The sequence below is a fragment of the Leucobacter luti genome (assembly GCF_004217175.1).
GTDB classification, from domain to species: Bacteria; Actinomycetota; Actinomycetes; order Actinomycetales; family Microbacteriaceae; genus Leucobacter; species Leucobacter luti.
Genome location: NZ_SHKI01000006.1, coordinates 1 through 20,045 on the forward strand (window position 1 = coordinate 1; position 20,045 = coordinate 20,045).

General features: G+C 70.4%; 20 protein-coding genes and 1 rRNA gene. 17 read left to right on the forward strand and 4 right to left on the reverse strand.

Annotated features, from left to right (window positions below; all coding sequences use genetic code 11):
• From rrf to EV139_RS11510, 9 genes are all read left to right on the forward strand, one after another.
• Positions 1–87, forward strand: a 5S ribosomal RNA gene (rrf, locus tag EV139_RS11470); the annotation flags it as partial.
• Positions 88–304: 217 nt separating this feature from the next.
• Positions 305–1,690, forward strand: coding sequence for a glycine--tRNA ligase (locus EV139_RS11475; protein WP_130454498.1), 1,386 nt, complete (start codon positions 305–307; stop codon positions 1,688–1,690).
• 157 nt (positions 1,691–1,847) lie between these two features.
• Complete coding sequence (locus tag EV139_RS11480) at positions 1,848–3,014, forward strand: CPBP family intramembrane glutamic endopeptidase (protein ID WP_130454499.1); 1,167 nt, start codon at positions 1,848–1,850, stop codon at positions 3,012–3,014.
• Positions 3,007–4,398 carry a hypothetical protein gene (locus tag EV139_RS11485; RefSeq protein ID WP_130454500.1) on the forward strand — a complete coding sequence of 464 codons (1,392 nt, stop codon included), beginning with the start codon at positions 3,007–3,009 and terminating at the stop codon, positions 4,396–4,398. The genes EV139_RS11480 and EV139_RS11485 overlap by 8 nt, the downstream gene beginning before the upstream one ends.
• A gap of 99 nt (positions 4,399–4,497) precedes the next feature.
• Positions 4,498–4,848 (forward strand): YtxH domain-containing protein, encoded by a 351-nt coding sequence (locus tag EV139_RS11490; RefSeq protein WP_130454501.1) that lies wholly within the window; start codon positions 4,498–4,500, stop codon positions 4,846–4,848.
• The gene (locus tag EV139_RS11495) at positions 4,848–5,360 is read left to right on the forward strand and encodes a phage holin family protein (protein WP_130454502.1); all 513 of its coding nucleotides are present in this window, start codon (positions 4,848–4,850) and stop codon (positions 5,358–5,360) included. The genes EV139_RS11490 and EV139_RS11495 overlap by 1 nt, the downstream gene beginning before the upstream one ends.
• Complete coding sequence (locus EV139_RS11500; protein ID WP_130454503.1) at positions 5,357–5,617, forward strand: DUF3618 domain-containing protein; 261 nt, start codon at positions 5,357–5,359, stop codon at positions 5,615–5,617. Before EV139_RS11495 ends, EV139_RS11500 begins: the two co-directional genes overlap by 4 nt.
• 189 nt (positions 5,618–5,806) lie before the next feature.
• The gene (locus EV139_RS11505) at positions 5,807–6,598 is read left to right on the forward strand and encodes a uroporphyrinogen-III synthase (RefSeq protein ID WP_130454504.1); all 792 of its coding nucleotides are present in this window, start codon (positions 5,807–5,809) and stop codon (positions 6,596–6,598) included.
• 3 nt (positions 6,599–6,601) lie between these two features.
• A complete protein-coding gene (locus EV139_RS11510) occupies positions 6,602–7,027 on the forward strand; it encodes a hypothetical protein (protein WP_130454505.1) in 426 nt (141 codons plus the stop codon).
• A gap of 107 nt (positions 7,028–7,134) precedes the next feature.
• Here EV139_RS11510 and EV139_RS11515 read toward each other — a convergent pair whose 3' ends face one another.
• The 3 genes from EV139_RS11515 to EV139_RS11525 all read right to left on the reverse strand — a co-directional run bounded on the left by EV139_RS11515 (position 7,135) and on the right by EV139_RS11525 (position 9,431).
• Positions 7,135–7,710, reverse strand: a complete 576-nt coding sequence (locus EV139_RS11515; protein WP_241989042.1) for a nitroreductase family protein — start codon at positions 7,708–7,710, stop codon at positions 7,135–7,137.
• Between the two features lie 99 nt (positions 7,711–7,809).
• Positions 7,810–8,724, reverse strand: a complete 915-nt coding sequence (locus EV139_RS11520) for an AEC family transporter (RefSeq protein WP_241989043.1) — start codon at positions 8,722–8,724, stop codon at positions 7,810–7,812.
• Positions 8,725–8,732: 8 nt separating this feature from the next.
• Positions 8,733–9,431 carry a TetR/AcrR family transcriptional regulator gene (locus EV139_RS11525; protein ID WP_130454508.1) on the reverse strand — a complete coding sequence of 233 codons (699 nt, stop codon included), beginning with the start codon at positions 9,429–9,431 and terminating at the stop codon, positions 8,733–8,735.
• Positions 9,432–9,515: 84 nt separating this feature from the next.
• On the opposite strand from EV139_RS11525, the gene EV139_RS11530 reads away from it, so the two are divergent.
• On the forward strand, positions 9,516–11,180 hold the full coding sequence (locus EV139_RS11530) for an amidohydrolase (RefSeq protein WP_241989044.1): 1,665 nt from the start codon (positions 9,516–9,518) through the stop codon (positions 11,178–11,180).
• 62 nt (positions 11,181–11,242) lie between these two features.
• Positions 11,243–12,622 (forward strand): TRAP transporter large permease subunit, encoded by a 1,380-nt coding sequence (locus EV139_RS11535; protein ID WP_130454509.1) that lies wholly within the window; start codon positions 11,243–11,245, stop codon positions 12,620–12,622.
• A gap of 70 nt (positions 12,623–12,692) precedes the next feature.
• On the opposite strand, the gene EV139_RS11540 is transcribed toward EV139_RS11535, so the two are convergent.
• The gene (locus tag EV139_RS11540; protein WP_241989045.1) at positions 12,693–13,595 is read right to left on the reverse strand and encodes a MurR/RpiR family transcriptional regulator; all 903 of its coding nucleotides are present in this window, start codon (positions 13,593–13,595) and stop codon (positions 12,693–12,695) included.
• Positions 13,596–13,679: 84 nt separating this feature from the next.
• On the opposite strand from EV139_RS11540, the gene EV139_RS11545 reads away from it, so the two are divergent.
• The 6 genes from EV139_RS11545 to EV139_RS11570 all read left to right on the forward strand — a co-directional run bounded on the left by EV139_RS11545 (position 13,680) and on the right by EV139_RS11570 (position 20,041).
• Positions 13,680–14,879, forward strand: a complete 1,200-nt coding sequence (locus EV139_RS11545) for a C45 family autoproteolytic acyltransferase/hydrolase (RefSeq protein WP_130454511.1) — start codon at positions 13,680–13,682, stop codon at positions 14,877–14,879.
• A gap of 62 nt (positions 14,880–14,941) precedes the next feature.
• Complete coding sequence (locus tag EV139_RS11550) at positions 14,942–16,594, forward strand: ABC transporter substrate-binding protein (protein WP_130454512.1); 1,653 nt, start codon at positions 14,942–14,944, stop codon at positions 16,592–16,594.
• A 3-nt stretch (positions 16,595–16,597) separates the two neighbouring features.
• Positions 16,598–17,551 carry an ABC transporter permease gene (locus tag EV139_RS11555; RefSeq protein WP_130454513.1) on the forward strand — a complete coding sequence of 318 codons (954 nt, stop codon included), beginning with the start codon at positions 16,598–16,600 and terminating at the stop codon, positions 17,549–17,551.
• Positions 17,548–18,405 (forward strand): ABC transporter permease, encoded by an 858-nt coding sequence (locus EV139_RS11560; RefSeq protein ID WP_130454514.1) that lies wholly within the window; start codon positions 17,548–17,550, stop codon positions 18,403–18,405. Before EV139_RS11555 ends, EV139_RS11560 begins: the two co-directional genes overlap by 4 nt.
• Positions 18,405–19,199: an ABC transporter ATP-binding protein gene (locus EV139_RS11565; RefSeq protein ID WP_130454515.1), complete on the forward strand. Its 795-nt coding sequence runs from the start codon at positions 18,405–18,407 to the stop codon at positions 19,197–19,199. Before EV139_RS11560 ends, EV139_RS11565 begins: the two co-directional genes overlap by 1 nt.
• Complete coding sequence (locus EV139_RS11570) at positions 19,196–20,041, forward strand: ABC transporter ATP-binding protein (protein ID WP_130454516.1); 846 nt, start codon at positions 19,196–19,198, stop codon at positions 20,039–20,041. The genes EV139_RS11565 and EV139_RS11570 overlap by 4 nt, the downstream gene beginning before the upstream one ends.
• The last annotated feature ends 4 nt before the right edge of the window (positions 20,042–20,045 follow it).

Genomic DNA, 20,045 nt, shown 5'->3' on the forward strand with positions numbered 1-20,045 from the left:
GGTCACATTCCGAACCCGGAAGCTAAGACTGACTGCGCCGATGGTACTGCACTCGGGAGGGTGTGGGAGAGTAGGACACCGCCGGACACCTTTTAGGGAAGCCTCAGAACACGCACCAGTGATGGTGCGGGTTCTGGGGCTTTCCGCATTTGTGCACCCAAAAACACACACCCACGGCCCGCGTCGGGCGGCTCGCCCGCGCGCTTGCCCGTGGGGCCCCGCTCGCGAACGCGAGTAGACTGAACTGATGCCGGCAGCGCCGGTTCCCAAGATCCCCACTTGCACCTTGGAGTGATACAAGAAAATGGCTGAACAGTCCCGCCTTGATAAGGTCATCGCCCTCGCCCGCCACCGCGGCTTCGTGTTCCAGGCGGGTGAGATCTACGGCGGATCCCGCTCCGCGTGGGACTACGGCCCCCTCGGCACGGCGCTGAAGGAGAACATCAAGCGCCAGTGGTGGAAGACCATGGTGCAGAAGCGTGACGACGTGGTCGGGATCGACTCGAGCGTCATCCTGCCCAAGCGCGTCTGGGAGGCCTCCGGCCACGTCGAGGTCTTCAGCGACCCGCTCGTCGAGTGCCTCCAGTGCCACAAACGCTACCGCGAGGACCACCTCCTCGAGGAGTTCGAGGAGAAGAAGGGCCGCGCCCCCGAGGGCGGGCTCGACGAGATCGTCTGCGTCAACTGCGGCACCCGCGGTCAGTGGACCGAGCCCCGCGCCTTCTCCGGGCTGCTCAAGACCTACCTCGGCCCGGTCGATGACGAGGCCGGCATGCACTACCTCCGCCCCGAGACCGCGCAGGGCATCTTCGTGAACTTCGCGAACGTGCTCCAGGCCGCGCGCATGAAGCCGCCGTTCGGCATCGGCCAGATCGGCAAGAGCTTCCGCAACGAGATCACGCCCGGAAACTTCATTTTCCGCACCCGCGAGTTCGAGCAGATGGAGATGGAGTTCTTCGTCGAGCCGGGCACGGACGAGGAGTGGCAGGAGTACTGGATGGCCGAGCGCATGCGCTGGTACACCGACCTCGGGATCGCCGCGGAGAACCTGCGCTTCTACGAGCACCCGAAAGAGAAGCTCTCGCACTACTCGAAGCGCACCGCTGATATCGAGTACAAGTTTGGGTTCACTGGCAGCGAGTGGGGCGAGCTCGAGGGCATCGCCAACCGCACCAACTTCGACCTCACCACCCACTCGGAGCACTCCGGCAAGGACCTCAGCTTCTTCGACCAGACCAAGAACGAGCGGTACACCCCGTACGTGATTGAGCCGGCGGCGGGCCTCACGCGCTCGCTCATGGCCTTCCTCGTCGACGCGTACCGCGAGGAGGAGGTGCCGAACGCGAAGGGCGGCACCGACAAGCGGACGCTGCTCGCGCTCGATCCGCGCCTCGCGCCCGTGAAGGTCGCGGTGCTGCCGCTCAGCCGCAATGAGGCACTCTCGCCCGCTGCGCGCGAGATCGCCCAGGAACTGCGCGACGACTGGAACGTCGATTTCGACGACTCGGGTGCGATCGGCCGCCGCTACCGGCGCCAGGACGAGATCGGCACGCCGTTCTGCGTCACGGTCGATTTCGACTCACTCGACGACAACGCGGTGACCGTGCGCGAGCGCGACACGATGCAGCAGGAGCGCGTGCCGCGCGCCGAGCTGCACGCGTACCTCGCGTCACGCCTCCGCGGCGCGTAACCGCCACGTTCCCGCGGGCGCTGCACGCCGCCCGCTGCACCTCAGCCCCGAGCCCGCTGGCTCGGGACTGAGGTGTATCCGGGGCCGGCGCGGGCCCGCAGCTGCGAGATCACCGGGCCGGGGCTCCGGGCACGGCGCGGGATGAAAGAATAGGGACATGACGAGCACTGGCCCGGACCACACACCCCAGCCCGATCCGGCAGGGACCCCGCCGGTTCACGAGAGCCTCACGCCGCAGCCCGCGCTCGGCGCTCCGCAGCCCGCCGGGTCTGCCGTGCCGCCACAGTGGGCGTGGGCGCAGCCGACGCAGGTGCAGACCGTCGAGACCGAGCCCCTCGAGTACCACCGCCTACTGCGCGGCACGCAGAACTATCGCTGGTGGAAGCCGCTCATGCTCCTCCTCCTCTCTGGAGTGTACTTCGGCGTGTTCACGGTGGTGGTGACGATCGCGTTCGTGCCGCTCATGATGGCGTTCGACCCGGAGTACGCGTTCGAGGTGTCGACCGGTGCCGCCGAGATGCTCGACACGCAGCGCCCGATCTCGATCCTGCTCAGCATGGTGTCGATCATCGTCATGATTCCCGCGGTGCTGCTTGCGATGCTCACGATGGGCATGCGGCCGATGGGGCGGGTCTGGTCGGTGGCGACACGGATCCGCTGGGGCATGCTCGGCAAGCTCTTCCTGGCCGCCGTGGTCTCGGTGATCGTGCTCAACGCGGTCGGGATCGGCGTCGAGATGCTGCTCAACCCGGTCGTGGTCTCAGAGCCCGTTGAGTCCGCTACCGAGTTCGACGTGAACGCCGCGCTGCTGTCGCTCCTCTTCATCGTGCTCCTGGTGCCCTTCCAAGCGACCGCCGAGGAAGTGGTGTTCCGCGGCCTGTTTATGCAGGTGCTCGGCTCCTGGCTCAAGAGCCCCTGGTTCGCGATCCTGATCCCGTCGATCGGATTCGCGCTCGCACACATCTACGACATCTGGGGCCTCGCGGCGGTTGGCCTGATGGGCGGCGTCGCCGCCTGGCTCACCTGGCGCACCGGTGGGCTCGAGGCAGCGATCGCGATCCACGTGGTGAACAACCTGATCGCCTTTGGCTTCATGACGGCGGGCTTCGGTGGCGAGACCGCGCAGACCGCGGACGGCGGCGGGGTGGGCACGCTCGTGGGCGAGGTCGCCGGGCTGGGCGTGTTCATCTGGCTCACGCTGCGGATCTTCGCGCGCGGCGGCCACGGACGCACGCGCATCGACCTCGTCACCGTGCAGGTGCCGCTCACGGTCGCACCGCACCAGGCGGCGGCGCAGGGAGAGGCGGGATCGCACGGTGCATGATGCAGTGGTGATCGGCGACGGAATTCCCGAGCTCGCCGCCGCGCTTGAGCTCGCCGAGGTGGGGCTGCGCGTGCTCGTCACGCCGTTCGCTGCGCCGGAGCCGCACCCGGCCCCGGCGGACGTGGCGCCGCACCCGGACTCGTGCGACACGGCCGGGCTCCGCGACCCGGACGGCACGCTGCGTGAGTTCGTGACGTACGTGGCGACCCCGGTGGCCGCGCCCGGCGCGGCCGCGGCGCCGGCCGACCCCGCACTGAGCCCGGCCCTGACACCCCCGGCCCCCGTGCTCGTGCGCGGGGCGAAGGGCGAGTGGGTGCCGCAGCCGCAGCCCGCGGTGTGGGGGATCCCGGCGGTGCCGCTCGCAACCGACACCATGGCCGCGCTCGGCGGCGGTGCCGCGATGCGCGCGTGGCTCGATCGGATCCGGCCCGTGCTGACGATCGGAAAGACGCACGAGTTCGGCGCGCTCGTGCGCAGCCGCATGGGGCGCGCGGTGCTCACCACGCTCGTCGATCCCCTCGCGCGCGAGGCCTACGGGGTCGCACCGGAGCAGATCGATGCGGCGATCATCGCGCCCGGGCTCAACGAGGCGCTCACGCGCTTGGGTACCCTTTCGGGCGCGGTGCTCGACTATGCCGAGCGCGAGGTTGCACGTGAAACCACGGTGCGTCCTGCGACCGGCTGGGGGGCGCTGCGCGCGGCGCTCGTCGCCCGACTGCGGCTCTACGCCGTCGTATTCGCGGAGGTTCCTGCCGCGCGCTTCACGCGGGCGGAGGAGCTCTGGGAGATTGAGTTCCCAGACGGTGTGCGGCCCGAGTCTGGGCGCGCAGTGATCCACGGGAGCCGTGCCGAGGCGCCGGGGATCCCAACCGCCCCCGCCGCGACGGGTCTTGACGCGCTGCTTGGTGGCCAGCGTCGACTCCTCGGGGAGATCGCAATCGCGGACCCAGAGCTTCCCGCGAGCCACGCGGCCTGGCCCGCGGTGCAGGCGGTCGCACTCGCCGACGGCACGCGCTGCGCCGTGCGCTTTGAGCGGACTGCGCGGGCCACCGGCCCCGAGTGGGTTGCGCGGGTTGCCGGAGCGGCGGGAGTGGGCCCCGATCCGGAGCCCGCGGCGGCGGCCGCTATCGTCACCGAGGCCGTACGCGCCGCTGGCGGGACACCCACAGAATCAATTCCGCGTGTGTCAATGCCGTTTGCGCCATATGCGACCGTGCGGGAGCGCGACGCCGCTGTGGCCGCCCTCGAAGCCTTGTGCCAGGCGCACCCGGGGCAGGTGCCGACAGGCGTGGGACTCCACGGCGGCGATCTCGCGACCGCGGTTGCCGACGCGCGGCTGCGGGCCGTGCAGTTGCGCCGCCACCTCACCGGGATCGCCGACTGAGCGAAATTTCGGGGCCTATATAACCGAATCGGTATGCAGAGTCCGGCGGCCGGGAGTAGGCTGATCAGGACTACGGAACGCAAACGGCTGGAGGCAGGCATGAAGGGCAAGATCGCATTCGTTCTCGGCGCGGCCGTGGGCTACGTGCTGGGAACGCGCGCTGGTCGTGAGCGCTACGAGCAGATCAAGCGCGGCGCGCAGACGGTGTGGAACACCGAGCCGGTGCAGCGCGGGGTCGGTGTGGTGCGCACCGCCGCCCAGGGCCGCGTCGACGAGCTGAAGGACAGCGTGGTTCGCGCCGGGAAGGGCGCGTACGCCGCGCTCACCCGCGACCGCGATGGCGCGCAGCCGGCGGCACCCGCGCCCGCAGCGAGGTCGGCGGCAGCGAGGCCGGCGCCTGGGTCGCAGACGGAGCCAGTGGCCCCCGCGAACACGGACGGTACCGACTAATGCGCAACAAGGACCAGGCCGGCACGTTCGAGCTGCTGTCCCGCCTGCCGCAGCAGGTGGTGTCTCTCGCCAAGATTGAGTACGACAACGCCAAGCGTGAGATCGCGTCGAAGGCAAAGAAGGCCGGGATCGGCGCAGGCGCGATCACGATCGCGCTGTTCTTCGTGTTCTTCATGCTGCAGGCGCTCGTGATGGCCGCCATTGCGGCGCTCGCGCTCGTCTGGCCGTGGTGGCTCGCCGCCCTCGTGGTCGCGGCCGCGCTGCTGGTGCTCGCCGCCGTTGCGGTCTTCGCGGGGGTGAAGCTGATCCAGCGCGGCAATCCCGTGCCCGAGGACACGCTCGATCGGGTGGGCCACGACGTCGCAGCGATGAGCGACGTCCGGTTCAACTCGACGGCGCCGACCGCCGGCGCGGACCGGCAGGCTGCCGCCCGGCCCACGGCTGCGCCGCGCCCGACTCCGGGCTCCTCCAACAGAATGCCGCGGGCCGGCGAAGAAGGGAACTGGCGATGAGCGCACAGGACCGCGAGCGCGGTGTCGCGGAGGCGCAGCAGGCGCGTGAGGAGCTCTATGACACGCTCACGCAGCTGCAGGGCCGGCTGAACTACGCGCAGCGGATCGACGACTCGGTCGCTGACGCGAAGCGGCGGATCGCCGCGGAGAAAGCGCAGAACCCGTTGCGATTCGCCGCCGCAGTCGCCGGCGTCGCCGTGGTTGCGGGCCTGGTGGTGTGGGGCGTTGCCCGGGCGGTCGCACGGCGCCTCGACTGAGGGTAGTCGCACAGCGATTCCGGGAGGTCACAGTTCGATTGCGTTCTGGTGTCCGGACGCGTTCGTTTTGCTTCCACGGGGCCTCGGGGTAAGAATAGGGTCAACGGTTTTCCGTAGCAGTGACCAGCTCCAGGTCCTCGAGTGACTATTGAGTTGGTCTTTTCTTGTTGTTTCGAGTGAGTGGGGTCTATGTCGTCTGAGGCGAAACCGCTCAGTGGCCTGCGGGTGCTTATCCCGCGCGGTGGCCCGTGGGGGGATTTAGTTTCGAGGGCGCTGCGTGAGCGTGGGGCTCACACGGTGACTGCGCCGCTCGTTGATTTTGCGCACACGAGCGAAGAGGATCAGCTCGTCGACGCGCTCAAGCGACTTGAAGCTGGCGAGTTTGATTGGATGACCGCGACCAGCTCGACGGTCGCCGACGTGCTCACGCACCACAACGCGGTGATCCCGCAGGAGACCAACGTCGCAGTGGTCGGCGAGGCAACCGCGGTCGCGTTTCGCGACGCCGGATACCACATCACCCGCACTCCCGAGCGCGAGAACAGCACGCACGCGCTGCTTGAAGAGTGGTCCGAGATCGACACCGGCGACGTACTGAAGGTGCTCACGCTGCGCTCCGACGTCGCCATCCCGGTACTCACTGAGGGGCTCATTGATCGCGGCCACGACGTGACCCAGGTGCTCGCGTTCCGCACGGTCGGGGTGCCGGCTTCGGTGCACATTCGGGAAGACATTGAGTCCGGTCGCATCAACGCACTCCTCGTCGCCTCAGCGAAGATCGCGGAGGAGGTCGCGGCGCAGTTCCCGCAGCTGCCCGAGAACACGATCGTCGCGTGCGTTGGTGTAAACACGCTTGAGGTCGCCGCAGCGCTGGGGCTGCCCGATGACGCCGACGATCCGGCACACGCAGACTACGAGCTCAAGCGGGCGCTGATCGAGTCGGTCGAGTCGGTCATCGACCAGAGCGACATGCTGGACTGAGCGATGGCGCGGGTAGAGGTGCACAGCGACCGGGTGGTCATTCGCCTGACGAGCGCAGAAAAGCTTGCGTCGCTTCGGCGGCGCGACATTACGCTCGACCGCTCAGCGATCACCTCGGCAGTGATCACCGACGATCCGTGGGTGTGGCTGCGCGGCGTGCGCTCGCCGGGAACCCACCTCCCCGGCACGCTCGCGTCCGGGACGTGGCGCAGCTTCGCTGGCCGCGACTTCGTTCTGGCGCGCAAGGGCCGCGAAGCGGTGATTATCGACCTCGAGGGCGCTCCCGAGTCGTCGGAGGACCGCGGCTGGGTGGGCGAGTACGACTCGTTCGCTCGGGTGATCCTCTCGACCACGCACGCCGCCGAGCTCGTGCGTGCGCTGCGGCTCGATGACGGCGAGGGCGGCGTCACGGTCGATACCGAGGGTTAGCTGCGGCCGGGCTCACTGCCGGCAGCCAGATAGAACGCGACAGGGCGCGTGCGAGATGATCTCGCACGCGCCCTGTCGCGTGTTGCGGCGCGTGCCGCCGGGAGGAACTAGTCGCGCGCGATGAACAGCGACTCGAGGTCGAAGCGGGTGCGGGGTGCCACCTCGCGCTCGCGCAGCGGCTCGGGGAGCTGGTCGGCGGAGCCGAGCGCGCCGATCACCATGACGGAGACGGGGCGGAACCGCGGGTCCACGGAGAACGCCGCGCTGATCGCCTCGCGGTCGAAGCCGCCCATCTGATGCACGTAGAGCCCCTCGGCGTGCGCCTGCACGCTGAGGTGCGCCACGGCCTGCCCCAGGTCGTACTCGGCCCACGGCTGCGGGTCGCCGGCCTCGGTGGTGACCTCGGCGAGGTTGACTACGAGCGCCGCGGCGCTGCCGGCCCAGGCGCGGTTGAAGCCCGCGAGCGTGTCCTCGATCGTGGTGAAGCTCTCGCTCCCGCGGCGCGCGACGATGAATCGCCAGGGCTGCGAGTTGTTGGCGCTCGGCGCCCAGCGCGCTGCCTCGAAGACGCCGCGGAGCGCGTTCTCGGGGAGCGTGTGCGCGGCGTCGAACGCGCGGGGGCTCCACCGCTCTGCGAGGGTGTCGAGTACGGGGGCGCTGGTGTGTGCGGTGCGCAGGCTCACGGTGTGTGGTCTCCTTGGTGCTGGGTGTCTCGGGGCCCGGAAAGGGTTGCGGCCCGACCTCATTCAACGCCCCGCGGCGCGCGGATATTCCCGGTGCGGTTATGAGCCGCCGAGGAGCCAGGCGATGAGGGCGATCACGGGGAGCGAGGCGAAGGTGGTGAGGAACACCGTGTCGCGCACCAGCGTTTCGCCCCGGCGGTAGGTGGCCGCGTAGTTGTAGACGTTCTGCGCCGTGGGCAGCGCGGCGATGGTGGTGGCCACGAACACCTCGTGGGCGGGCATCCCGAACGCGGTGGCGAGCAGCCACGCAACGAGCGGCATCGCGAGCACCTTGAGCCCCGACGCGGTGAACACCGCGGCGCGACCGGTGCCGGCCTGCAGCATGCGCTGGCCGCGCAGAGACATCCCGAAGCTGAGCAGCACCATCGGAATCGCGGCCGAGCCGAGCATGTCGATGGGGCCGAGCACGAGCGCCGGCACGGGGAGGCTGAAGAGCGCGAACAGCAGCCCGGCGACCGAGGCGATAATCACGGGGTTCGATGCCGCGCGGCCCAGTGCGACGAGGGCGCCGCGCTGATTGCCGCGCGTGGTCTCGAGGATCGCGAGGACCGCGGGCGCGAAGACCACCAGTTGCACGAGCAGCAGCGGGGCCACGTAGGCCGCGTCGCCGAGAATGTAAACGGCGACGGGGAGGCCCAGGTTGTTCGAGTTGACGTAGCCGGCGCAGGTGGCGCCGAGAGTGGTCTCGGCGAGGTCGCGGCGGAAGCCGAGTCTGGACACGAGGATGAACACGCCCGCGACGATGAGCGCGGCGCTGCTCGTGATCAGGATCACCGGCGAGACGATGATGCTGGGGTCGCTGTCGTGCAGCACGGTGAACAGCAGCGCGGGTGTCGCGACGTAGAACGCGACGTTGTTGAGCACGCGGCGCTGCTCGCCCTCGACCACGCGGAAGCGTGCGGCGAGGTAGCCGGCGCCGATGATCCCGAGGATGAGCGCGAAGCCCTGGAGCACGCCGAACACTATGCGTCCGCCCCGCTCGTCGGATCGGTCTCGGCGCTGGTCCCCGCGGCGCGCAGGCCGGCCACGAGCGCGGTGAGCCCGAACTCGAAGGTTTCCGTGGCCGCTGAGTGCCCCCGGGCGAGCGCGTGGTCCCGCGCGGCCTCCTCGGCTCCCGTGAGGTGCGGTGCGATGCCCCGGTTTGCCACCGGCCGCAGGTTGTCCTCGGGCGCCAGCGAGTCGAGGGCGGAGCCGATGATGAACGACTCGATCGCCACGATCGCCGGCACGATCCGGTGCTCCGGGTAGCCGTCGCGGCGCAGCGCCGCGGCGATCCGCTCGTAGTCGACGATCGACTCGGGCTCGTCGGCCACGGGGAGGGTCGCGAGCGCAGCGATGATGCCGGGGTGCGCGCCGAAGGTGAGCCGGTGGGCGCGGGCCCAGGAGAGGATCGCGACGTGCCAGGGCGAGGTCTCGAAGCCGTGGTCGCCGATGCGTGCGGTGAGCTGCCCCCGCATCCCGGCGATCAGCTCGTCTTTCCCGGCGAAGTAGTGGTGCAGCGCGGACGGCCGCACCCCGAGACTGCGGGCGAGCGCGGCGAGAGTGAAGTCGCCGCCCCGCACGTCGGCGAGTTCGAAGGCCGCGGCGAGGATTCGCTCGCGCGAGAGCACCGCGGTGCGGGGTCGCCCCGCCGGTCGGTGGGCTTCGGACGCCGTCGACATTGAACTCCCTGTCCTCGCGGGGCTTGCAGACGTTATTGAATCTGCGTAAATTAATGGTGCTCCGCCTTACTTCGAGGATACGGGGTGTCGACACACCGGGAGGCCACCGTGGCGGAGCGCACAGCAGAACTGATCATTGCCGGCGCGCGCGTGCACACCATGTGCGCGGGCGACGCCGACCCAGCCCCCCGCTCGATCGCGATCGCCGGGGGCCGCGTGCTCGGGGTCGGCGCTCCCGACGCAATCGCCGAGGCGTTCGGCGGCACCGGGACGAGGATCGACGATGCCGCCGGTGCGACCGTGACCCCCGGGCTGATCGACGCCCACCTGCACCCCATTCAGGGCGTCGAGCTGTGCCAGGGCGTCGACCTCGGCGGAATCGCCGACCTCCGCGGGCTGCGCACGGCGCTCGCCGCCGAGGCCGCGCGGCTGCGCGCGAGCGACGCCGCGCACGACTGGGTGCGGGCCTGGAACCTCGACTACGCGGTGTTCGGCGGTGCGCCGCTGACCGCGCAGCTCATCGACGACGCGACCGGCGGCCTGCCCGCGCTGCTCTTCTTCTTCGACTTCCACACCGCGCTCGCGAGCACCGAGGCGCTCCGCCGCGCGGGTATCACCGGGGCGCGCAGCTTCGACGACAGCTCCGAGATCATCGTGGACGCGGCGGGCGTGCCCACGGGCGAGCTGCGCGAGGACAGCTCGTACCAGCCGATCCTCGAGGTCGCGCCGAAGCCCAGCCGGGAGGAGACCCTCGAATCAGCGCGCAGCACCTTCGCCAAGATGCGCCGCTCCGGGCTCACCGGCGGCACCATCATGGACGGCAATGCGGAGACGCTCGACCTGCTTGAGGCGCTCGACGCGAGCGGGCTCGGCCTGCCCGTGCGCATTGTCAGCGCCATGGACGTGAAGCCGAGCTATTCCCCGGAGCAGCGCGCCGCGATCCGCGCGCAGCGCGACCGGGCCGGGAGTCGCTGGCGCGGCGGGGTGATTAAGCTCTACGCCGACGGCGTGATCGACACCGGGGCGGGCTGGCTGTACGCCGCGGACGCGGACGGCGACGGGCTCGACGGCTTCTGGCCGGAGCAGGCCGACTTCGTCGCCGCGGTGCGGGAGTTCACCGCGGCGGGGTTCCAGATCGCCACCCACGCGATCGGGGACCGCGCCGTGGGCGAGACGATCACCGCGTACGAGACGGTCGGCGGTCGCTCGCTCGCGGGGATCCCGCACCGCATCGAGCACCTGGAGACACTCGACCCGCGCGACGTCGCCCGCCTTGCTGAGCTGGGCATCACCGCCTCGATGCAGCTCCCGCACCTCCAGTGGCGGATCGCCGACGGCAGCGACGAGTGGGCGCGCAGGCTCGGTGTCGAGCGCGCGGCGCGCGGCTGGAACGCCGGAACCGTGCTTCGGGCCGGAGTGCCGCTCGCGCTCGGATCCGACTGGCCGATCGCGGACCTCGACGCGCGCGTGGGCCTCGCCTGGTCGATGCTGCGCCGCGCCCCGGGCGACCGGGACGGCTTCGTGTACGAGCCGGCCGAGCGGCTCAGCGCGGCCGAGGCGCTGCACGGCTACACGCGCGGCGCGGCGCTCGCGCAGGGAGACGCCGACCTGGGGATCGTGCGTGCGGGCGCGCGCGCCGACCTCGCGGTCTGGTCCGAGGATCCGCTCGAGGTGCCGGCCGACGACCTCGTCGAGCTGCCGGTCACCGCCACCTACCTTGACGGGCTGCGCACCGCGCACGCCGGCTAACGCTGTTCGCTTCACCCCACGCTCGCGGCGCCGCCGCGCTGCCCACCCACTGAAAGGCCACCGTGGTCCAAAACACTGCACTGGCGCTGCTGCCAGTCCTCACCGTGCTCGCCGTCTCGGTGCTCACCAAACGCGCCCTGCTCGGCCTGCTCTCCGGCACGGTCGTCGGCGCGATCCTGATCGGCGGGTGGGGGTTCTTCGACACCCTCGTCGGCACGTTCGGCGCCTCACTCACGAACGAGACGGTGCACTGGCTCGTGCTCGTCGTGGTGCTGTTCGGGATCCTGATCGCCTATTTCAACGCCTCCGGCGCGGTAAGTGACTTTGCGCGCTGGACTGAGCGCTTCGTGAACTCGCGCCGCAAGTCGCTGCTGCTCACGTGGCTGCTGACCGTCGCGCTGTTCATCGACGACTACCTCAACGCGCTCACCGTTGGCACGTCGATGAAGAAGGTGACCGATCGCTACGGGGTGCCCCGCACGCTCGTCGGCTCGATCGTGAAGCTGACCAGCGCTCCGATCGCCGTGATCATCCCGTTCTCCACCTGGGCGGTGTTCTTCGCCGCGCTGCTTGAGCAGGACGGCGTGACCGTGAACGGCTCGGGCTTCGGGGCCTACCTGGCCGGCCTGCCCACGGTGTTCTTCGGTTGGTTCGCGCTGATCATCGGCCTGCTGCTCGCGCTTGGCGTGCTGCCGCTCGTGGGCCCGCTGAAGCGCGAGCAGCTGCGCGTCGACCGCACGGGGGACACGCTGCCCGAGGGGCTCACCCCCGAGGAGCGCGCCTTCGAGCTCGCCGAGGACGGTGCCCAGAGCGCGCGCCCGCTTCCGTACAACTTCCTGATCCCGATCGCGACGCTCGTCGCGGTGACCATCCTCACCGAGGTCGACATCGTGAAGGGCGCCGCGGCGGCCGTGGTGGTCGCGCTCATCCTTTACGTGGCGCAGCGCCGGATCACGCTCAAGGGCGTGCTCGATCACGCATTCGAGGGCATCACCAGCATGGGCTACGTCATGGTGCTGTTCGTGCTCGCGTTCATGGTGCAGCAGATCAACATGGACCTGCAGCTCGCTGAGTGGGTGATCGGGGCGACCGAGCCCGTGATGCACGGGGCGCTGCTGCCGGCGATCGTGTTCCTCGTGTGCGGCATCTACGCCTACGCGACCGGCGCGTTCTGGGATCTCGCCGCGGTCATCACGCCAGTCGTGCTGCCGCTCGCCATCGCCGTCGGCGTCGACCCGGTGCTCGCCGGGACCGCCGTGTTCTCGGGTGCCGCACTCGGCTCCACCACCTGCCTCTACGGCGACGGGATCATCCTCGCCTCGAAGTCGGTGGGCGTGAAGCCGCTCACCCTGATGCTGTCGATCCTGCCCTACGCGGGGCTCGCGGCGGCGCTCTCGTTCATTGCGTACCTGATCGCAGGCTGCGTGTCGTTCGCCGGCTAGCGCGGGCGGGGCGACCGCCACTGGCGGGGCGGGGCGGGGCGAGTTGCGCGGGCGCCCCGCCCCGCGGTCGTTAGTACCCCAGCTGGCTGCGCAGCTCGTTGAGCTCCTGCGAGGCGCGCAGGGCCGTGTCTGGCCCGACGGCCACGATCCCCTGCACGAGCACGTCGGCGATGAGGATCCCGATCAGCCCCTCGGCGGTGATCCCCGTGGGCGTGTGTGGCGCGGAGAGCGCCACGGTGACGCGGCCGGCGAGCGATTCGCGCAGCTCGTCGGTGACGAGCAGCACCTTGGCGCCCACCCGCTGCGCGCGGTCGAGCAGCGCCTCGATGTCGCGCGTCACGCGGCCCGGGGCGAATATCGTTACCGCGTCGTGCGCCCCGAGCTCGAGGAGCTCATCGGCGAGACGGAACCCGTCGACGGCGAGCCGCCGCGTGGCAACGCCCGTGCGCCGCAGCCGCAGCGACAGGTGGTCGGCGGCGATGCCGGAGGCGCCGAGGCCGTAGCAGTACACCGTGCGCGCGTGGATGAGCACGTCGATCGCGGCGGAGTAGTCGGCGTCGCTGTTTCCCTGCGCGCCGAGCGCGATGAGGGACTCTGCCTCCCGCCACACCTCCTGCTGGATGGTCGCGAGGTTCTGGCCCAGGAACTCGATGCGCTGGCGCAGCCGCACCTCGGGCGCGACCGCCGAGGTGAACGGCGCCGCGACCTCCTGCTTGAGCTCGGAGAGCCCGGCGTAGCCGAGCGATTGTAGGGTGCGGATCACGGTCGCGTTCGAGGTCTTCGACTCCACGCCGAGCTCGGCGGCGCTCGCGTAGAGCAGGTGCTCCGCGGAGTTTCCGGTGAGGATTCCGCACACCGCGCGCTCCGCCTTCGAGAGGTCGTCCCAGCGCTGGGCGATCCGCGACCGGAGCCGCACCAGCGCGGGATTCTCGGTATCGGTTGTTACAAAAGCTTCCATGTGTGTATCATCCATTTTGAGAGCCGCTATTCTTGTAATAGCTGTTCCAAGCATCATGCCCCGTCGAGGAGCCCCACGCAAGGCCGAAGGAGACCGCCAGTGAGCGCCAGCCCCATCCGCACGATCGAGATCAGCGGCACCCCGCGCGAGCGCGGGCGGCAGTACGGTGCGGCAGCGGCGGATCTCATCGAGCGCGCAATCGGCTACTACGAGGCGGCGCTCACGCAGCAGACCGGCATGAGCTGGGCGGCAATCACCGACTCGGTGAAGCGCTGGCTGCCCGTGTGCGAGGCGCACGCGCCCCACCTCGTCGAGGAAATGCGCGGCATCGCCGACGGCTCGGGCCGCTCGTTCGCCGAGATCCTCACGCTCAACGTGCGCGGCGAGTTTGTCTACAACCACCAGGCGAGCCAGGCGGCCCCGCAGGTGGAGGCCCCCGACGACGAGCGCGATCCGGCCGACGGCTGCACCTCGTTCTTCCTCACCGGCGCGGCCTCGGGCACCGGGCACACGCTCGTGGGTCAGAACTGGGACTGGCGCACGCTCACCGCCGACACCACGCTGATCGTCCGTGTGGTGCAGGATCCGCTCCCCACCGTGATCCTGCAGGTCGAGGCCGGCCAGGTCGGCAGGCACGGCGCGAACTCCGCGGGCATCGCGCTCAACGCCAACGGGCTCGGCGGCAGCTTCGGCAACGAGATCGGCCTGCCGCAGACCCTGATCCGCCGCCTCGTGCTCGATCACGCCGAGCTGAACCTCGCGCTGAAGACCCTCGTGAAGATTCGCCCGCACATCGCGAGCAACGCCCTGCTCGCGCACCGGAGCGGGTTCGGCATCGACCTCGAAACCACGCCGGAGGGGGTCGACTGGCTCTACCCCGAGGCGGGGCTGCTCGCCCACACGAACCACTTCCAGGCGTCGGTGCCGCCGCAGCTCGCCGGGCGCTACCGCCCAGTGTCGGCCGATTCGCTGCTGCGCCTGCCGCGCGTCACCGAGGGGCTGGCGCGGGTCGCGGCCGCCACCACCGCGCCGGAGAGCTACGAGCTCGTGCGCGCGGCAATGTCCGATCACCTCGGCTACCCTGAGGGCGTCTGCACGCACCCCAGCGCGGACGCCCCCGAGCTGAAGCGCTGGTCGACCCTGCTCTCGAGCTGCGTGGACCTCACGACCGGCGACTACCTCGTGGCTCCCGGCTTCCCGTGCGAAACCGAGTACCAGCTCCTGCCCTGGAACGTCTACGACGGGCCGGGCGCAGCCGCGGGCGAGCCGCTGCCCGCCGGCGCCGCACCCGCGGCGTAGCTCCCACCCACCATCCACCACAGCACCACCACACCACCCACACGCAAGGAGGCGTCACCCACATGAGAGCACACCGGCATCCAGCCCGCTCCCTCACCCTCGCCGCGAGCGCCGTCACGCTGACGGCACTCGTCCTCACCGGCTGCTCGGCCGGCTCCCCGGACTCCGGGGACGCCGCTGGCGCAGAGGTGCCGTTCGGCGCCAGCACCCCCGCGGCGTCCGGCCCGCTCGAGTCCGTCACCTGGATGCTCGGGGGCGAGCCCACCACGCTCGACGCCGACGTCGACGCGACCACCGCAGACGACACCGTGCTCGCCAACGTCTGCGACCGCCTCATGCAGGTGCAGCCCGACCTGTCGCTCGGCGAGGGCATCGCCGAGTCCGCCGAGTGGGTCGACGACACCCACGTGGTGTTCACGATCCGCGAGGGCGCGGTGTTCCACGACGGCAGCCCGGTCACCGCCGACGACGTGCTGTGGAGCATGCAGCGGCACGCCGAGGAGGGCGCGGCCGAGTCTGACGAGTACGGCAACGTGGTCGACATGCAGAAGACCGGCGACAACCAGATCACGGTCACCACGAGCCAGCCCGACGCGATCTTCGTCCAGGCGATGGCCGGCGACGGCGGAATCGTGTGGAACCCGCGGGTCATCGAGGCGGCGGGCGACGCGTTCGGCAAGCCGGGCGGGGCGTCCGCGTGCAGCGGGCCCTACGAGGTCACCTCGTGGGACGCCGGCTCGCAGCTGACCATCACGAAGACCGACAACTACTGGAACGCCGAGCGCGCCGGACTGGTCGACGAGGTGGTGTTCCGCTGGGCTGACGAGTCGGCGATCGTGAACAGCCTCACCACGGGCGAGGCGCAGGGCGCCTTCCTCGAGAACGCGGCGGGCGCGAAGGCGTTCCTCGACAGCGACGCGGTCGGCGTCTTCCAGGGCCCCTCGACGAACGCGTGGGTGCTCGAGACCACCGCGAAGGGCGCGCTCACCGACGTGCGACTGCGCCAGGCGCTCTCGCTCGCGCTCAACCGCGAGGGCATCGCGCAGTCGGCGTTCGCCGGCCTCGCCGAGCCGTGGAAGACCCCCGTGGGCACCGGCGCGTGGGGCTACGAGCAGGAGGCGTTCCAGGCCGCGTACGACGCGCTTGAGGGGGCACCCGCTGAGCCGAGCGCGGACGACCTCGCCGCGGCGACGGCCCTCGTCGAGGAGGCCGGCGCACCGGCAGACCCGATCGTGGTCGCCTCGAACGGCTCGTCCGCGCACAACGTGATCGCGAGCGCGCTCGTCGACGCGGCGGGCAAGATCGGCCTTGAAGCCGAGATCCTCACCGTGCCCGCCGTGCAGTACGGGGACCTCTACACCGACGAGGCGCTGCGCAACCAGGCAGACCTGTGGCCGGACGAGTACTACATCTCGAAGAACGACCCGATCGGCTTCTACAAGAACGGCAAGTCGGACGCGGGCGTCAACTTCGTCGGCTTCTCAGATCCCGAGTACGACACGCTCGTCGCCGAGGGCTACGCGGCCACCGACGACGCCGAGCGCGCGGAGATCGCGATCGAGCTGCAGAACACGTGGGTGGAGAACGCCGTGTGGCTGCCCGTCGTCGCGACCCCCGCGACGCTCGTGATGTCGTCCGAGGTGACCGGGGTCCCGTCCTCCGCCGCCTTCATCTACTACCCGTGGGCCGCCGACCTCGGCAGCGCGAAGGGCTAAGCAATGCCGCACGCAATCCGTAAGCTCGCCGGCATGCTCGTCACGCTGGTGATCGCCTCCTTCATCATCTTCGCCGCGATGTACGCGGCACCCGGCGACCCCGTCACGTTCCTCATCGGGAACCCGGAGAACATGACCCCGGAGCGGATTGCGAGCGTCCGGGCCCAGTACCACCTCGACCAGCCGCTGCTGGCGCAGTACTGGCACTGGGCCTCGGGCGTGCTCACCGGCAACTTCGGTGAGTCGTTCAAATACCACCAGCCGGTTGCCGACATCATGGCGGCCCGCGTCCCCACCACGCTCTCGCTCGTCGCGTACGCGGCACTGCTGCTCACCGTGTTCGGGATCGGCCTCGGCGTGGTCGCTGCCGTGCGCCGCCGCACCGCGGTCGACTCCCTCATCGTGAGCGGCACCACGCTCGCCGCGAGCATTCCCTCGTTCGTGCTCGGGATCGCGCTCGTGGCGCTGTTCTCCGTGCAGTTGCGCTGGTTCCCGGTCGCCGGCATCGGCGGCGGCGGGTTTGGTGACCGGCTGTTCCACCTCACCCTCCCCGCGCTCACGCTCGCGATCACCGCGCTCGCGATCGTGAGCCGGGTGACCAGGCAGACGATGATCGAGCAGTTCACCTCGGAGCACGTCGAGGCGGCCCGGGCCACCGGCCTGCGCGAGCGCTTCATCGTGCGCGACCACGTGCTCCGCAACGCATGGGGACCCATCATCACCATGGTCGCGCTCGTGATCGCCTCGATGATCGCCGGCACCGTCGCGGTCGAGACCGTGTTCGGGCTCTCGGGGGTCGGCTCCCTGCTGGTCGACGCGATCAACACCCACGACTTTCCCGTGGTGCAGGCGGTGCTGCTGTTCATGGTGGTCGCCTACATGGTCGTCACCACGGTGGTCGACCTCCTCCTCCCCATCCTCGACCCCCGAATCTCCGGGAAGGTGGCCGCACGATGACCGCGATACTCCCGCCACGACTGCGGAAGAAGCCGGCCAAGCCGGCCACCCCGTTCAGTTTCTGGCTCTCCGCCGGCTTCCTCGCCCTCGTCGTGATCGTCGCGGTGCTTGCCCCGTGGCTCGCCCCCTACCGGCAGGATGAGATCGATTTCACCGCCCTGTGGGGCTCCCCGTCGGCGAGCCACCTGCTCGGCACCGACCAGATGGGGCGCGACCTGCTCTCGCGCGTGATGCTCGGCACCGCCGACACCCTCATCGGCCCGGTCATCCTGCTGCTCATCGCGACCGTGCTCGGGATCACGATCGGCATGCTCGCCGCCTGGCGCGGCGGCTGGGTCGATACCCTGCTCGCGCGCGTCACCGACGTCATGTTCGCGTTCCCCGGCCTCCTGTTCGTGGTGCTCGTGATCTCGGTGTTCGGCAAGGGCGCCGCCACGGCGATCGTGGCCCTCGCGCTCGCCTACACTCCCGTTATCGCCAAGTTCGTGCGCAGCCTCGCGCTCAGCGAGATATCCAAGGCATACATCGACGCGTACCGCACGCAGGGCATGGGCGGCCTCGCGATCTGCGTGCGCGGCGTGGTGCCCAACCTCATGCCGCCGCTCGTCGGCTACCTCGTCGTGCTCTTCGGCGAGGCGCTCATGAGCATCGCCACCCTGAGCTTCCTGGGCTTCGGAGCCCAGCCACCGAGCTCCGAGTGGGGCCTTATGGTGCAGGAGGGGCAGGCCGGGATCGTGCAGGGGCACTTCCTCCCGACGCTCATCCCCGGCGCCGCGATCGCGCTCGTGGTCATCGCCGTGAACGTCGTCGGTGTGCGCGTCGCCGACCGCCTGCTCGCCAGGAAGGAACACTGATGCTGCTCGATATCTCAGACCTCCACCTCAGCTTCGCGTCGCCGGAGGGCCCGGTTCCAGTGCTGCGGGGCATTAGCCTCGCCGTGGCCCCGGGCGAGCTCGTCGGCCTGGTCGGCGAGTCCGGCTCGGGCAAGTCGACCACGGTGCGCGCCGCGCTGCGGCTCTACGGCGACGAGGCCACCCTCTCCGGCAGCGCCGCGATCGACGGCACCGAGATGCTGGGCGCAGACCCCGCGACGCTGCGGCGGGTGCGGGCCACCGACACCGCGCTGATCCAGCAGGATCCGCGCGCGGCGCTCAACCCCGTGCGCCGCATCGGCGACTCGCTCACCGAACGTCTCGTGCGCGTGCACGGGCGGCCGCAGGCGGAGGCGACCGAGACCGTGCGCGAGCTGCTCGCGGCCGTGGGGCTCTCGCAGCCGGAGCGCCGCATGCGACAGTACCCGCACGAGCTCTCGGGCGGCATGCTGCAGCGCGTCGTCATCGCGGGCGCGCTGAGCACGCAGCCGAAGCTCATCCTCGCCGACGAGGCGACGAGCGCGCTCGACGTGACCACGCAGGCCGAGGTGATCGCGATCATCCAGCGCCAAATCCGCGAGCGCGGGCTCGGCGTGCTGTTCATCACGCACGACCTCCACCTCGCGGCGGCGATCTGCGACCGCGTCCACGTGCTGCAGCGCGGCGAGATCGTCGAGTCGCTCAGCGGCGCGCGCCTGTTCGAGGACGCCGCCCACGAATACACCAGGTCGCTCATCACGGCGGCGCCCACCATGACCCGGAGGCAGACCCAATGACGCTCGTGCAGGCAGACCAGCTTCACCGCGTGTTCCGCATGGGCCGCGGCGCGAGCGACGTGACCGCGGTCAACCGGGTGTCGTTCGCGATCGAGCGTGGCGAATCGGTGGGGCTCGTCGGTGAGTCGGGCTCCGGAAAATCGACCATCGCGCGGATCCTCGTCGGTCTGGAGCGGCCCGACGCCGGCGCCCTCACGGTCGGCGGTGTCGATCAGCTCGCCAAGCCGCGCGGCCGCGCCGCTCGTCTGGCCCGCGCGCGGGCCGTGCAGATGGTGTTTCAGGACCCGAACGGCTCGCTCGACCGCCGCCTCAGCGTGGCGGAGACGCTCGGGCGGGCGATGCGGCTCCACGGCGTCGCGGCGTCGGCCGAGGACGCCCGCGCGCGCACCCTCGCGCTGCTCGACCGGGTGGGGCTCACCGAGCGGCACGCCGCCGCCAAGCCACACGAGCTCTCGGGGGGCCAACGCCAGCGCGTGGCGATTGCGCGCGCGCTCGCGGTTGAGCCGGAGCTGCTGGTGCTCGACGAGGCGGTCTCGGCGCTTGACGTGTCAGTGCAGGCGCAGGTGCTCGACCTGCTGTCGGAGATCCGCCGCGACACCGGCGTCGGCTACCTGTTCGTGAGCCACGACCTCGCGGTGGTCGAGGAGGTGTGCGAGCGGGTGCTCGTGCTGTACCGGGGCACCGTGGTGGAGGAGGGGCCCACCGCGCAGGTGCTTGGCCAGCCGCAGCACGCCTACACGCAGCTGCTCATCTCGTCGACGCCCGGCCCCGGCTGGGACCCGGAGCGGGTGGTGCGCGACCGGATCACGTTTACGCAGGCGATCGCCCTCGACGCGCTGTAGCCCG

What these genes read in the sequence shown, in the direction of transcription:
- EV139_RS11495 (WP_130454502.1), top strand. Translation starts at nt 4,848, where the DNA reads ATGCGCAACAAGGACCAGGCCGGCACGTTCGAGCTGCTGTCCCGCCTG.
- EV139_RS11525 (WP_130454508.1), bottom strand. Translation starts at nt 9,431, where the DNA reads ATGTCGACGGCGTCCGAAGCCCACCGACCGGCGGGGCGACCCCGCACC.
- EV139_RS11480 (WP_130454499.1), top strand. Translation starts at nt 1,848, where the DNA reads ATGACGAGCACTGGCCCGGACCACACACCCCAGCCCGATCCGGCAGGG.
- EV139_RS11555 (WP_130454513.1), top strand. Translation starts at nt 16,598, where the DNA reads ATGCCGCACGCAATCCGTAAGCTCGCCGGCATGCTCGTCACGCTGGTG.
- EV139_RS11505 (WP_130454504.1), top strand. Translation starts at nt 5,807, where the DNA reads ATGTCGTCTGAGGCGAAACCGCTCAGTGGCCTGCGGGTGCTTATCCCG.
- EV139_RS11550 (WP_130454512.1), top strand. Translation starts at nt 14,942, where the DNA reads ATGAGAGCACACCGGCATCCAGCCCGCTCCCTCACCCTCGCCGCGAGC.
- EV139_RS11500 (WP_130454503.1), top strand. Translation starts at nt 5,357, where the DNA reads ATGAGCGCACAGGACCGCGAGCGCGGTGTCGCGGAGGCGCAGCAGGCG.
- EV139_RS11560 (WP_130454514.1), top strand. Translation starts at nt 17,548, where the DNA reads ATGACCGCGATACTCCCGCCACGACTGCGGAAGAAGCCGGCCAAGCCG.
- EV139_RS11565 (WP_130454515.1), top strand. Translation starts at nt 18,405, where the DNA reads ATGCTGCTCGATATCTCAGACCTCCACCTCAGCTTCGCGTCGCCGGAG.
- EV139_RS11510 (WP_130454505.1), top strand. Translation starts at nt 6,602, where the DNA reads ATGGCGCGGGTAGAGGTGCACAGCGACCGGGTGGTCATTCGCCTGACG.
- EV139_RS11475 (WP_130454498.1), top strand. Translation starts at nt 305, where the DNA reads ATGGCTGAACAGTCCCGCCTTGATAAGGTCATCGCCCTCGCCCGCCAC.
- EV139_RS11540 (WP_241989045.1), bottom strand. Translation starts at nt 13,595, where the DNA reads ATGGATGATACACACATGGAAGCTTTTGTAACAACCGATACCGAGAAT.
- EV139_RS11570 (WP_130454516.1), top strand. Translation starts at nt 19,196, where the DNA reads ATGACGCTCGTGCAGGCAGACCAGCTTCACCGCGTGTTCCGCATGGGC.
- EV139_RS11490 (WP_130454501.1), top strand. Translation starts at nt 4,498, where the DNA reads ATGAAGGGCAAGATCGCATTCGTTCTCGGCGCGGCCGTGGGCTACGTG.